Source organism: Pseudomonas sp. ATCC 43928 (genome assembly GCF_005938665.2).
Taxonomy (GTDB): domain Bacteria; phylum Pseudomonadota; class Gammaproteobacteria; order Pseudomonadales; family Pseudomonadaceae; genus Aquipseudomonas.
Map to the genome: position 1 here is coordinate 537,244 of NZ_CP041753.1, position 12,532 is coordinate 549,775.

The window sequence follows — 12,532 nt, forward strand, 5'->3', positions numbered from 1 at the left end:
TTAATCACTTTTTCAAACCATCATTTATGAGTAGAGGTTCATCATGAGCAATTCGAAAAAAGTCATCGTAATTACTGGCGCATCCCAAGGGCTCGGCGCAGGCATGGTCAAGGCTTTCCGTGATCTCGATTACAAGGTTGTCGCCACTTCGCGTTCGATCAAACCGTCCACCGACCCGGATATCCTCACCGTGGCGGGCGACATCGGCGACCCGGCAGTCGCTCGGCAAGTCATTCGTGAAGCGATCGCACGTTTTGGCCGCATCGACACCCTGGTCAACAACGCCGGGATCTTCGTTGCCAAGCCGTTCACTGCTTACACCCCGGAAGACTATGCCGCGGTGCTGTCGGTGAACCTGAATGGTTTCTTCTACATCACGCAACTCGCGATAGCAGAGATGGAAAAGCTGGGCAAAGGCCACGTCGTCAACATCACCACCAGCCTGGTGGACCACGCCATTGACGGTGTGCCATCGGTACTGGCTTCGTTGACCAAAGGTGGCTTGAACGCGGCGACCAAATCACTGGCCATCGAGTACGCCAAGCGCGGGATTCGAGTGAATGCGGTTAGCCCCGGCATCATCAAAACGCCGATGCACGGAGAGGAAACCCATGAAGCGCTGGGGAGTTTGCATCCGGTTGGGCACATGGGCGAGATCAGCGATATTGCTCAGGCTGTTGTGTATCTGGACAGCGCCAACTTTGTCACCGGGGAAATTCTGCACGTTGATGGCGGGCAGAGTGCGGGTCACTAAGACCTGTTTTCTAAACATCAGAAACAACAAAGCCCTCGCGTTTTTGCGAGGGCTTTGTTTTGTATGGTGCACGCTTTACCAGCACGTGCATCATCCGAAGATCGTCCCTTAGCCAACCCGCCAAGTCTGATAACTCCAGGTACTGAGCGGTGCGTCATTGCGCCCGAAAAGTCTAAATCCATCCTGTTGTTTCTACGATGGTTAAGAGTTCATTTGCTGAAGTCGTGCTGCAGCCGGCTCTGGCATGGCCGCCAGGGAACTAAACTAGTTATATCTCTATAGAGGATGTCTCTACAGAGGTAAGGAGGTGTCAAATGGCCATTCGTGATACCTATCAGGAAATTGAACAGACCCTGGGTCTGGTTCCGGAGTGGATCAAGCAGATGCCGGAAGGCGGCGCGATCGGATTCTGGGGCGTAGCCCGGGATTTCTGGCTGGCAGATACCAAGATTCCTAATAAGTACAAGGAGTTGATAGGTCTGGCGGTATCCGGGGCGACCCGTTGCAAGTATTGCGCTCTGTTCCATACCGAAGCCGCGCGCTTGTTTGGCGCGAGCGATGAGGAAATTTCCGAAGCCAGCTTTATGGGCTCGCTGACCATGATGGGCAGCACCTTTATTAACGCCCAGCAGATCGACTACGAGCAGTTCCGGCAGGAAACGCTGAGTATCGTCCGGTATGTCAAAGATCACTCGCAACCCAAAGCCGCATAAGCCGTTGCGAGAACCTGCCCTTCGCCAGCTGACGAAGGATAAGTTGATTGCAATCACCAGCGGTGGTCCCAGGACCACCGCTCGGTGGCAAGCGGCTGTGCTGCGAGCCATCAGCGAACTCATGCAATCCAGCGATACCGCCCGCGAAGAAAACCAGGACCTGCGCATCCCCTTCGCCAAAGCACTCCATGACCTCTATGCGGGACAGAAATCCGACGCCGAGTTGACGGAAATGGTGTTGCTGATGCTGGAAGTGGAAACCGCCCCTTTTATTGGCAAAGAGCCCCAGCCAGGAGCGGCATCCGGGAACGATGGCCTCTGAGAAGTGGAAAAGGGGCAACGTTATTTTCCCAAATGGAAATCGTCGTATCCCTGGTTTGAGCAAAAAAGTCCCGCACGATTTGAGCTTGCTGACAACGTCAACCTATAGTGCTGTGCTGGAGTTGCAAAGGATGCTCCAGGCTGATGATTTTCTTCCCAGGATGGATATTTACCCAATGCTCAAGTTCAATGCTCATCTCGGCTTCCAATTCAATGAATTGCCTTTTCTGCAACGCATCGAAGCAGCCGCCGCAGCTGGTTTTCGGGCGGTGGAGTTCCCATCACCCTATGAGTTCGACGCGAGTCTCTTGGCCGACCATCTGGCTCAATACAGTCTGCCGTTGATTCAGTTCGCCGCACCGGCTGGTGTTACCAAAGGCATCGCTGCCTTGCAGGGTAAGGAGGAAGAGTTTCGCAACGGTTTGCTTCGGGCCGCCAGCTATGCAAAGGCGCTGGCATGTTCGGATGTCCACATTATGTCTGGTGTTACGACGCAGGATGACGCAGGGCGTGTCTTCGGGAGCAACCTGGAGTATGCCGTCAAGTACTTCGAGGATCAGGGTTTGCGGCCGCTAATCGAAGTAATTTGTGCGCAGGAGATGCCGGGCTATTACATGGCTGACTTCAGCAAGGCGCAACAAGTGCTGGAAACCTTCCCGAGTGTCGGGCTGATCCTCGATCTTTACCATGCCCAGCTTCTGACTGGAGACGCAGCAGATGTTCTGGCTCGGTTTTACGACAGAACAGTTCATGTGCAAATTGCCGACTGCCCGGGTCGTCACGAGCCGGGAACGGGGAGCATCGACTTTGCAGCCTTGTTCGCAGCGCTGGAGCAGCGTGGCTACACAGGATGGATCGGGTGTGAATACCGTCCTTCCGGTTCTACCGTGGCGAGCCTTGACTGGATTAGGCAGTTAAGTGCTTAGCGCTGAAGTGAGATTGTGATGGGGCGGTGTGCAGGTAGATTTGGCGCAGGGGAGGGTTAAGACGGTATCTACAAGGGCCGCCTCTCTAGATGCCAGAAACAACAAAGCCCTCGTATTTCTACGAGGGCTTCGTTTTGTATGGTGCGGCACCAGACGAACGGTAGTGGTCAGCGGGGCTAGGTTTTCTGCGGGTCTGGAATTCGTTAGAAAATTTGGCGTACCCCTACTAGTAACTATAAATAAATCAGCTAGTTATGGCGCTCAGTGGAATCGAACTGGGGCTTCACTGGCGAGTAGCAATTTATTCAAATTGAGCCTGACCTGAAGCCTGAGCTCGCTAGCGCGTCCTAGGGTGAGCACCGCTTCATAGCTCAGTCATCAACGCTTCAATTATTTTGTCGTGTCTTAACTGAATCGCGTCCTTCCCCCAAATCTGCATGTTGGTGACGAACGTGGTTATTTCTCGCTGCTGTGCGTTGTGTGTGTAGGTAGCCAGCTTTCTGGCAAATACGATATTGCCCACGGCACAGTTATGGGATTTGGAAAGCAGTAGGTAATTGCCGAGGCAGTTCAGATATTCAGAGGTGAACGTTTCATCGTATTCATCGTATCCGTGGGGCATGCCTGTGGGTTCATTCCTAGGTGCAATGTGCTCGAGTTCTGGGCTCTGGATGGTGTCAAAACGCTTTGGCATGTAGCCCCGCTGGCCGCGACGCTCCAGGTGAATCTCATATTTCCAGAGCAGGTGCTTGGCTGTTGCATGGTTGATTTCCCCCTGCAGCGCCTCTTCCAATTTCTCGGTATTCCAATAGGCCCACCAGGATTGATCCGTGTTTTTCAACCAATCGATGTGCTCAAGTATCGGGCTGATACTACTGTCTTTAGTGGTGAAGGCTTCATAAACTCCGTTGATTCGAGCGGTAATGTCGGCACGCGTACCAATCAGTCGATGGCGCACGATCAAACCTTCAAAAGCGCTGCACAGTGCACCAATGTCAGTGATCGGCAAAGCGTAGCGATAGGCCTTGATGATAAACGGCAGAGTGATCGCAATCCCACTGAGCGTCACCAACGAATGGATCTGGAAATGTTCCTTCTCGTGCTTGCCAAAAAAATCGGACAGGTGGAGGAAACTAGCAGACAACGATCGGGTGAAAGACTGAATGAACTCGATGGGTTCCTTGCCAGCGAGCATTTTCCCTATTTTTTCTAGAGTATTGCTTTCCCATAGAGAATTGAAATCAACACGAAGGGTGTATAGCAATACATCATCCTCGTTGATTCGGTATTCAATGGAGGAGATGGATTTGTAGATGTTCTCGAACCGCCCTTTGATTTCGGCGATTAACTGCGCCTTATGATCGTCGTCATGACCATGCAAGTGCACGCTATACATAAACTGCGCCTTGACGACTTCAAGGTTCGAGGGGCGTTTACCGCGGTTGTTCTGAAAGATGAACATCTGAATCGCTTCTGACTCATCTCGCACCGGGTGCGTGGTGCAAACCGCCTGGCAGACGATTGCTAACATTTCGGTCAAATAATCTTCCGATTTATCTCGAAGTTGCACCTTGAAGTAGTCGAATGCCCGAACGATTCGCTGGGCGGATGCGGTTTCGAGGCCATGGTGATCGGTTTTGGATTGGTCAATTACGTAGTCAACGAACAATTGATTGTCATATTCGACTGTGTTGAAGCGGATTTCGCTGCGCCGCCTTATCATGTCTTCGAAACAAATATGCTCGGGGTCGGTCAATTCGCGAAGGGATTTGAGTCGGGTGAACAGCGCTGCTAGAAACAAGGTCAGGGTAGTCAGACGCTGCTGGCCGTCGATCACCCGAAAGAGTTGTCCGGCTTCCTCAAACAGAAAATACCCGAAGTAGTAAGGGCTTCGGGTATTGCTGGCTCGGTACTCTTCCAAGTCCGAAAGGAAGACGTCAGTCTGGGTGCTGCGGCTACTAGTATCGGTGGGTGTCTCCCAGGAATAGGCACGCTGGTATGCGGGAACCACGATGCGGTTGTTGGCCATCATTTTTTGGATGGTTGTTGAAGGTTCCACGGGTAATGTCCTTATAGGCTGCCAAGAATGATGGCCATGGGCCGTATGATCCCTGAATCCCTACTTTGCCACACCGTTTTTTGGCTGTGTGGCTCGCTAAGCTCTAAGAAAGGGGGATACCCATTTTTTATTCGTGGAGGGAAATTTATACCCCCTCAAATTGAGGAAGTTTCCGCCTACCTTTGGTGGAGGGGGGAGCGTTTCACTACCCCCGTAAACGCTACCTGAACTTCCTGGCAAACCTTCCTTTTACCACCCTGGTTAGGTAGCTATTGAGCCCGTGGCCAGATCGAGCGAGCCGCTGCAGCTCGGAAACCACGGCTGCGCCAGGTTGCGTGCCATCGTAGAGATATTTCCATCCATCGCTGAATGCGACGACTATTGATCCTGGCCCAATCTCGTACCCAGCGACGCCTGAATCACCACCTCTGTTTCCGTACCGTTCCATGCTTCAATCTTTCTGCGATGGCTGATGTTCACCTACGTGGACATTGGCGATAGTGGCATAAAGGTTTGGCGGGAGGCACGACAAGTTGGCGAGGTAGATACGCGGCCTTGCGGCGATGTTTGTGGTGGGAATGTTTGCGGCGCCTCTGGTAACGTCGATGCCAACCGAACCGGCCAGGAGATATCGAATGCCAATCATTACTTTAGCTACGCCGCTCGTGAATGGCGACTTGTGGGATCCGCTCGATGCAGGCGCCTCATGTGAGGATGTTGTTGCGCTGATATGTGGAGACGACTTACGACCGCCTCCCACCAGTGTGGTCATCAAGGTCACCACCGAGTCGGGCAAGCTGGTTGAACTGTGGATACCTAACTCAGGCGGCAAGGCAAGTGTGCGGATCGACGGCAAGTCGGTTTAGGTCGAGTCGGTAGGAACGGGTGAAATTTGAAGCGGGGAGGGCACAAACAAAAAAGGCCCACCTTTCGGTGAGCCTTTTTCGATATTGCGTATGGTGCGGCACCAGACGAACGGTAGCTTTGGAGGCTAGATTTTCTGCGGGTCTGGAATTCGCCGGAAAATTTGGAGTACCCAACTAGTAACTATAAATAAATCAGCTAGTTATGGCACTCAGTGGAATCGAATCCGGGATTTATAGGGCGTTAGCACGTTGTCGGTCTGTGCGTAAATCATCCAGAGCAGCATATGGCCCGGTAAACCTGCTGAGGTTGAACGTTGCCAACTAGGCAGGAATCGGCGTGAAGCGGGCGGTCAGCTCCGAGTCGCGGCATTCCCGCCAAATGCCGCTACTCGGATGCGTCTAAGAAATCAGGGGCAATTCAGCTTGAGAGGCCATCCTGTTATCAATGATGTACAGCCTGAGTTTGGCCCTTCACAGAAATAACAAAGGCTCCTCATATGAGGAGCCTAGTAAGATTAACGTCTTTTGTAGTTACAACGATTCGGCCAAGGCTGCTTCAATTTCTCCGAGCACCTTCACCATTTTCCGCTGTGGCTTGCAGTCGGCATAACCTTTCTGAAGCAAGACGGTGATCCGCCGCACAGCCTTGATTTGCTTCTGACGACCCCTGATTGGTTCACGATGAGTACCGTAGTAGGCGTCGTGGAATTGTTCGGCGGTCATTTCCTTAGCATCGGGATATTCCATCATCAACCAATCGTCCAAAGTGGTCCGCAGATAAGCAATGCCGCTACGTTGAGTCTGTGGCAGTTTTGAGTTGATGAGGGCGTGGAGTAGTGGGCCCACCATCAGGTGCATTTTAAGAGGCATTCTTTTCTCTGGGCGCCACGATGACTTCGCCCCACCAGTGCGCGCGCCATAAGGTATGGCACCGCCAATTGCTATACCGGGATAAGCTGGCATGGGTCTAGGGCTGCGCGCTTTTCCTGTGGTTTCACGAGCTGGACTTACAAACTGTGAATAATAGGATGCGGATTCTCCATTCCATACTGGTGTCCTGACACCTAACTGCAGCTTCGAGAGCTGTCCCGTTAGTTGCGTCGCATATTTTGAATCTTCGCAGAAGAGGTAAGGAATGCTCGAGCCTGGAAAATATAGCCCCTCCCATTCCGGAGTAATCATTTGGAGTCCGTGCTCTGATGCCCAACCACTACGTAACTCAAGGTTTGGCTTGGAATAAGGCTCGTCCATATAAACCCAAGCACCAGTTTCGGTGTGGAACCATTCTGACATGTGATCTCGCCCAGGCAAGCTCTCAAAGCGCTCCAAAGGTCGCCGCTGCTTGATAGTCGTCGCGGGCTTCAGTCCAGTCACCGCCATAAATCTCAATGTGCGCACTGCGGCAAACAGCTCTTTGTGTGCCCGCTCCTGGCTGTTGGTGTCGAGTTTGCGTTCAAGGTGGTCTGTCGATTCAAGCCGGAAAGACCAAAGGCTCCTCGTCTGGAGCTGATGCCGAGCAACGATATCGGTCAGTGGGCACGGTATTTGAACGGTGAGGGTCTCACGGCCCCTGGTGCGCCCCTCTGACCAATAGGCTGTCAAGTACGCTGTGTAAAGCAACGGCTTCAGCTTAGCGAAATGATTTTGAGCATGGCGAATGTTCTGAAAGCCAGCTTCGCCGGCAACCAGATCGAGGGCTTCGTGATGAGGGATTTTACGCTCGCGTCCCAAGGATTTGGCGCGACGTTTGATGCCATTCAAGGAGGATGGTGCAACAGGTATGCTGGACATAACAATTCTCCGGCCCTGCTGCTGCGTACCCGTCTACCACAGCTTCCAGGACCAAAGAAAAGTCATGGAAATATGTAATACAAAGCAGTGCCGTTTCCAGCTTCACAAAGACGGGTAGCAGGCACCTGCGGAGCACCTGAAATTAATATAGCCCGTCGAGCACCAAGATGTCATCCCCCGTTCACTCTCTTCTCACGTCGGGCAATATAGGGCTTCCGGCTACAAACCGGATGCTCCGAAAGCGCTTGTCGTCGTGAGATTTCGCTTCGACCCGAAATCGCAAACGGCATGTGATTATCTCTGATCCAGATATCTGGTTGACAGATATCTGGATCAGAGATAATGTTGCCTCCATGTAGGGACGCCGGAGACTAAAAATTATGCGAGTGATAGCAAAAACGGCGGTTGCACAAGCCATTGAAGCCCATAGCCAGTGGAAAGACCCACTGAGCTTGTGGCTAACCACCTTCGACAGGGCGACCCTTCGCTTTGAGTCCTTTGAGCAGCTTCGAGAAACCTGGGCCACCGCTTCTGGATGGAACGTCGATCGAATCCCTCGCTCAAAGCTAAGGCATACAAGCCTTAAAGGGCCTCTTGATATATATGTCTTCGATATCAAGAAAAATGAGTGTCGGATTATTTCGTGGATTAACCCGCGAAATGGCACCATTTATATAAAGGACATTCTGCCTCACGCTGGATATGACAAGTGGTGCAAGAGTGACGTTAAGTAGTTGATCAGGATGATCTGTTCTATTTATGTATAATGTAATTATAGGTGACAAGATGAAGCATGATAAGATCGAAGCCACTGGACTAGATTCCTTCATAGCTAATATTTCACCAATGCTTGATGGTCTAAGCGATCAGATAGCTACGATGTCCCAGTTGTTATCTGCATGTCATGATCCAATTAAAAATGATGATGACTTGCAGGGACGGATGGCGCTAATTGATGAGCTTTACTCTCATGCAGATAGTGAAGATCACGCAGCCGCACGCTTTGCGGAGTTGGTTGCTGATCGCGTGTATGAGTACGAGACTGAAACAGTTTTGATTCCTTACTCCTCTCAGTCGGAAGCACTAGCTTTCCTCATTTCGGATAGGGGAGTTAAGCAAAAGGATTTGTCTGATATAGCAACTCAAAGTGCTGTTTCTGAAATACTAAATAATAAGAGAAAAATGACTGTCGCTCAAATAAAAGGCTTTTCTGAATTTTTTAAAGTTCCAGTCGAGTTTTTTATGCATGGCATAGTCTGATTCTGTTATGAATTGTTGGTGATTTGAATGACGGGTATATGATTCTCTGGTAACTAAAAAATAGATCATTCGAAGTACTAATAAATTGTATTCAAAGCCCCTCCACATATCATGTGGTTTGGGGCTTTTTACTGGCCTCGCTAAAGATCTTTTTGAGTGAAAACTGTTTTCTGGCCAAAAGACAGAGAGTTGCCCTTATTTTCTAGACACAACCAATGACCGGTTGCTGGCCGTTGACCCTACCCTTCTAATGATGGATGGTTAAGGTTTGAATTGTTGAGGCGGAAAAAATATGAAATATATGTTTATAAAATTGCTTAAGATAGAAACTTTATCTGTCTAGCTCTCTTAACATAATTACCGACTTACCTCTTTATTAGACTTTGTAGGAGGTCACTTTTTAAATCAATCGGCAATGTATAGATGTTTAAAACGCTTTAAGGCCTTGGAATTTTCGCAGCGGCTGATATCTTCACCGAAAAGCCACGCTGTGATAGGCTGTCGTATGCTCGCACAAGATTAACTTTGCTAAAGAAAGGTAGATTGTTTTTCACAGTCATAGCGTCGTCTCCCAAAATCAAAAACACTACTTGGTAATCTGAGCTTCGAAAGTTGTCTAGTGGAACGATTTCACGCACGTCATTGCCAAATGTGTTTAATACTTTTCTTGCTGCTTTTCTGAAGTCCCGATCGCCGAGTAAAATTTCTGCTGCGACACTCCCTTGAGCGAATAGATGGCTTAATCCGGCAGATCCGCCTTTGCGATGCTTGACATGAATAAATTGTTTATTCTCTGTAAGAAGATCGCATAGTTCAATAGAGCTAGTGGATCTGTTACTTTTGACTAACCGTTTGTCTAATAAGTGATATCCGTAGAGTAAAGATGCTCTGGTATTGTAGTCACCTTCAGACTCAATTTTTGTTTCGTTGTTTTCTTCCCATACATGGACTCCCGGGAAATTAAGCTCAGAAACGACAATTTTGGCTAGGCTAGTGTTGGTTCTTCCAATGAATGAATTGTCGATCTCGTACCATGTCCCTCCAAATATTATGTTTGTTTTGTTCTCAATGACAATTTCGAAGTAAATACATTTGTATATTGAGTGAGAGAACTCGTTTTCGTGAATGTCGAAAACATATAGATTGTCCCTTTTTACTGTGTCGATTGTTACTTTGCTATTGTCGATAGTGGCTAAATAGTTGTCCGAAGATAATGTTGGTGCTCGATCATTCTTTGCGCGAGTAAAGCTAAATCCAATAATTGAGTCCCATTTTTCTATTTCGGGGAGGGTTATGACTAGTTGCGTGTCTCGGCTTTTTATAGCATCAAGTAGTAGTTGATCCAATCGGTCTATGTCGGATTTCTCTTTGATTTTTCTAACATTATCTACCCAGAGAAATTCTGTTTTATAGTCATCTTTAAAGTAATGAGCTTTTAGGGTTTCGAAGAGGTTAGGTAAATCACCGAGCTCCATCTCAATACCAAAAGAAAACATTGCATCACCGCCAGAGATATTTTTGAAATCTATTCCCGGCTTAGGTGTTCCGGTCACGGCTCTTAATATATCGCGGGAAATATCAATGCCAAATACACTGATTTCTGAATCGCGTGCAGCCTGTGATCTTTTTTGAACAGGTTGATCGTCTAATGTGTGAATGTCAACGCTTCGTAAGCTTTCATGATTCAGTGTGTTTAAAGCAGTTTTTAGCCCGAAATCTTGTACAAAGTGTGAAAGATCTAATAAGTGCCGTCCATAGCCAAAAGTTATTGCAAATATATCATCCCCTGCTTTAATTAGTAAAACAGCAGAGCTCGACTTGTTGCCGATTTGTGTCACGTCGGTTCCAGTGAGAGTGTCAACTAACTCACTCCAGTTTGGTCTTTTTTCAGTCGTGCGCTTCACATACAAAATACCGTCAATTTCGAAGACTGGATTAAGCTCATAAGAAACTACATCCCTATCCGCCGCGAGCAAGTCGGAGAAACCATTCGTTACGGAGCCTGGTTTCATCATGAAGATATTAAAGTGGCGATATTTTTTTTCAGGCATCATCCAGTCCTTGGTTTTATTTGCATGGCAGAGTATAAATGTGATACTGGATATATTGCTACGTTTGACTAAAGTTATCAACTTTTTTGGAGCGCTTCAATTTTTCTGGTGGGTGCGTGTTCAGATGGGAGGTGCGCGTACGTCTGCTAGTTGGGTGGCATAAATTTTTGTTAACCCTATCCAAACTTCTCACGATCCCAAAACATTATCATGTTTTACCGTTGGATATCAGGCGCGATTGAAGTCTATGCGTTGATCGGTTACTGAGATTCGGCCGGAAGTTGAATGCCCACGACTTAGCTAACCTCAGAGTGAGTAAGCATATCGTTAGTAGATAGTAATATCGCGTCGACTCCGCGCGCTGGTTCAGGTGTTGATTTAGAAACCAGGCGAGATGCTTTCGCTGCCAGGTCCATGGATTATCTCGGTGCCAGCGATCAGCGATTGCTGTTTGGATGGCATTTGCCTGGCGGAGATGGCGTTGGCGCGTGGTATGCGAACCGGTCAGTACGCCCGCCAGGAACAGCTCCATATCGAATGGCGTGCTCATGGTTGGCCACCAATGTAAGCAGATGCCACGTCGATACGACCGTGCCCCAGCTCGCAGCTGACTTGGACTCGGGCCTCCTGATCAAGGCGTCGGTCGAGCTGGTAGCAGTTGCCGCCATTGATGGGCGCGAGATGTCGAGTGATTTGCTCATAGCGTTCGCATGCATAGGCAGCCCGCAATTCGTGGAAACCTTTGAGGTTGTGCATATGGAGGATGTCCCGTGCGGGACGGACGATTCCCTGCACAAAATCGAGGTAGCTTTCGTTCGGTGCAAGCAGGTTGCGGCTACCGTCGGGCGAGACCTTTTCGGCAAACCTCAGGGCGTCACGAATATGATCATCTACCCTGATCCAGCGAGGTGCCGACGCACCTGAGCGGCCCCCTTTGGTGCCATCCTGGATGTTGATCTTGCCGTAGTGTTCGGCCTCACGTTTTAGACGCGGTAGGTCGGCCAAAATGGCCTCGCGTAAGCGCATACCGGTGGCTCGCGTCAACTGCGCAATGGCGGCGGCGCGCGCCTGCTGGTGTTCGCAAAGCACCTCTACGATCCGCTTCACCTGTTCGCGGTCTTGGCCTTGCGGCACTGAACGACGAACAGTGGTGCGGCGCATTCCCAGCGCCTTACTCGGGCTCGGCACCTTCACAAACTGATCACCGCGAAGCGCGGCCATGGTCCGATTCACACTGGACAACCGGTTTTGCGCAGTGGCGACGGCCAGCTCACCTTGTTCAACTTGTTCAACTTGTTGGCGCAGATGTCCGGCGTAGTCCAGCAAGGTCTGCCGATCAATCTGCCGCGCATCGTTAAACCCCGGCCCTTCCTCCGACCGACACCAGCGTACAAACGCCTGCCAGCGATCACTGTGCGCCTTGACCGTGCCGTAATGCCCGCCGCCAAATAGGTCGCGCAACGCCTGCGGTCCGGCATAACTCAGCTGTCGGCCATAGCCAAAATTGCGCCCATCACGTCTACCTACTAGCGCCATGATCAAACTCCTCTCGAAGCCAAAACCTTTGAAACTTTCCCCACGTCATCCCGCCACGAATGTTGAGTGTTATCAGGGATCAAGGTCCCTGCGACCTGTGAGGGTTGCCCACTAGCGCGGGACTGGCGGCTCCTTACGACCGGGAGCTTGGGCATCTCATGATCTGGCCCCCTGGACACCGTTACCGGTGGGCGGGTGGAGGCTGCATTGGTTGACGAGACCAGCGCCGCGAGATCCTGAGTCGGGTGAAGGCAG

At 50.2% G+C, this 12,532-nt stretch carries 12 protein-coding genes; 7 read left to right on the forward strand and 5 right to left on the reverse strand.

Going from position 1 to position 12,532, the window contains the following annotated elements; translation table 11 throughout:
• Positions 1–43: 43 nt before the first annotated feature.
• From FFH90_RS02435 to FFH90_RS02455, 4 genes are all read left to right on the forward strand, one after another.
• Positions 44–754 (forward strand): SDR family NAD(P)-dependent oxidoreductase, encoded by a 711-nt coding sequence (locus FFH90_RS02435; RefSeq protein WP_111453950.1) that lies wholly within the window; start codon positions 44–46, stop codon positions 752–754.
• A gap of 314 nt (positions 755–1,068) precedes the next feature.
• A complete protein-coding gene (locus tag FFH90_RS02440; protein ID WP_007939479.1) occupies positions 1,069–1,467 on the forward strand; it encodes a carboxymuconolactone decarboxylase family protein in 399 nt (132 codons plus the stop codon).
• Complete coding sequence (locus FFH90_RS02445) at positions 1,433–1,789, forward strand: hypothetical protein (RefSeq protein WP_225602989.1); 357 nt, start codon at positions 1,433–1,435, stop codon at positions 1,787–1,789. The genes FFH90_RS02440 and FFH90_RS02445 overlap by 35 nt, the downstream gene beginning before the upstream one ends.
• Positions 1,790–1,964: 175 nt before the next feature.
• Positions 1,965–2,714, forward strand: a complete 750-nt coding sequence (locus FFH90_RS02455; RefSeq protein WP_138866639.1) for a hydroxypyruvate isomerase family protein — start codon at positions 1,965–1,967, stop codon at positions 2,712–2,714.
• Positions 2,715–3,078: 364 nt separating this feature from the next.
• On the opposite strand, the gene FFH90_RS02460 is transcribed toward FFH90_RS02455, so the two are convergent.
• Entirely contained in the window at positions 3,079–4,773 is a 1,695-nt protein-coding gene (locus FFH90_RS02460) for a DUF262 domain-containing protein (RefSeq protein WP_256663653.1), read from the reverse strand.
• Between the two features lie 635 nt (positions 4,774–5,408).
• On the opposite strand from FFH90_RS02460, the gene FFH90_RS02470 reads away from it, so the two are divergent.
• The gene (locus tag FFH90_RS02470; protein ID WP_138866640.1) at positions 5,409–5,639 is read left to right on the forward strand and encodes a hypothetical protein; all 231 of its coding nucleotides are present in this window, start codon (positions 5,409–5,411) and stop codon (positions 5,637–5,639) included.
• 531 nt (positions 5,640–6,170) lie between these two features.
• Here the strand turns inward: FFH90_RS02470 and FFH90_RS02475 are convergent.
• Positions 6,171–7,430, reverse strand: a complete 1,260-nt coding sequence (locus FFH90_RS02475) for a DUF5623 domain-containing protein (protein ID WP_138866641.1) — start codon at positions 7,428–7,430, stop codon at positions 6,171–6,173.
• Positions 7,431–7,810: 380 nt separating this feature from the next.
• On the opposite strand from FFH90_RS02475, the gene FFH90_RS02480 reads away from it, so the two are divergent.
• A complete protein-coding gene (locus tag FFH90_RS02480; RefSeq protein ID WP_168206151.1) occupies positions 7,811–8,164 on the forward strand; it encodes a type II toxin-antitoxin system HigB family toxin in 354 nt (117 codons plus the stop codon).
• 52 nt (positions 8,165–8,216) lie between these two features.
• Positions 8,217–8,690, forward strand: coding sequence for a type II toxin-antitoxin system HigA family antitoxin (locus FFH90_RS02485; protein ID WP_138866642.1), 474 nt, complete (start codon positions 8,217–8,219; stop codon positions 8,688–8,690).
• A 437-nt stretch (positions 8,691–9,127) separates the two neighbouring features.
• On the opposite strand, the gene FFH90_RS02490 is transcribed toward FFH90_RS02485, so the two are convergent.
• The 3 genes from FFH90_RS02490 to FFH90_RS02500 form a co-directional block, all read right to left on the reverse strand.
• Positions 9,128–10,741, reverse strand: coding sequence for a TIGR04141 family sporadically distributed protein (locus tag FFH90_RS02490; protein ID WP_138866643.1), 1,614 nt, complete (start codon positions 10,739–10,741; stop codon positions 9,128–9,130).
• Positions 10,742–10,949: 208 nt separating this feature from the next.
• Positions 10,950–11,291 (reverse strand): hypothetical protein, encoded by a 342-nt coding sequence (locus FFH90_RS30200; RefSeq protein ID WP_138866644.1) that lies wholly within the window; start codon positions 11,289–11,291, stop codon positions 10,950–10,952.
• The gene (locus FFH90_RS02500; RefSeq protein WP_138866645.1) at positions 11,288–12,277 is read right to left on the reverse strand and encodes an integrase domain-containing protein; all 990 of its coding nucleotides are present in this window, start codon (positions 12,275–12,277) and stop codon (positions 11,288–11,290) included. The genes FFH90_RS30200 and FFH90_RS02500 overlap by 4 nt, the downstream gene beginning before the upstream one ends.
• Between the last annotated feature and the right edge of the window lie 255 nt (positions 12,278–12,532).

Coding starts and splice junctions, on each gene's coding strand:
- FFH90_RS02435 (WP_111453950.1), top strand. CDS start 44: ATGAGCAATTCGAAAAAAGTCATCGTAATTACTGGCGCATCCCAAGGG.
- FFH90_RS02440 (WP_007939479.1), top strand. CDS start 1,069: ATGGCCATTCGTGATACCTATCAGGAAATTGAACAGACCCTGGGTCTG.
- FFH90_RS02445 (WP_225602989.1), top strand. CDS start 1,433: ATGTCAAAGATCACTCGCAACCCAAAGCCGCATAAGCCGTTGCGAGAA.
- FFH90_RS02455 (WP_138866639.1), top strand. CDS start 1,965: ATGCTCAAGTTCAATGCTCATCTCGGCTTCCAATTCAATGAATTGCCT.
- FFH90_RS02470 (WP_138866640.1), top strand. CDS start 5,409: ATGCCAATCATTACTTTAGCTACGCCGCTCGTGAATGGCGACTTGTGG.
- FFH90_RS02475 (WP_138866641.1), bottom strand. CDS start 7,430: ATGTCCAGCATACCTGTTGCACCATCCTCCTTGAATGGCATCAAACGT.
- FFH90_RS02480 (WP_168206151.1), top strand. CDS start 7,811: ATGCGAGTGATAGCAAAAACGGCGGTTGCACAAGCCATTGAAGCCCAT.
- FFH90_RS02485 (WP_138866642.1), top strand. CDS start 8,217: ATGAAGCATGATAAGATCGAAGCCACTGGACTAGATTCCTTCATAGCT.
- FFH90_RS02490 (WP_138866643.1), bottom strand. CDS start 10,741: ATGCCTGAAAAAAAATATCGCCACTTTAATATCTTCATGATGAAACCA.
- FFH90_RS30200 (WP_138866644.1), bottom strand. CDS start 11,291: ATGAGCACGCCATTCGATATGGAGCTGTTCCTGGCGGGCGTACTGACC.
- FFH90_RS02500 (WP_138866645.1), bottom strand. CDS start 12,277: ATGGCGCTAGTAGGTAGACGTGATGGGCGCAATTTTGGCTATGGCCGA.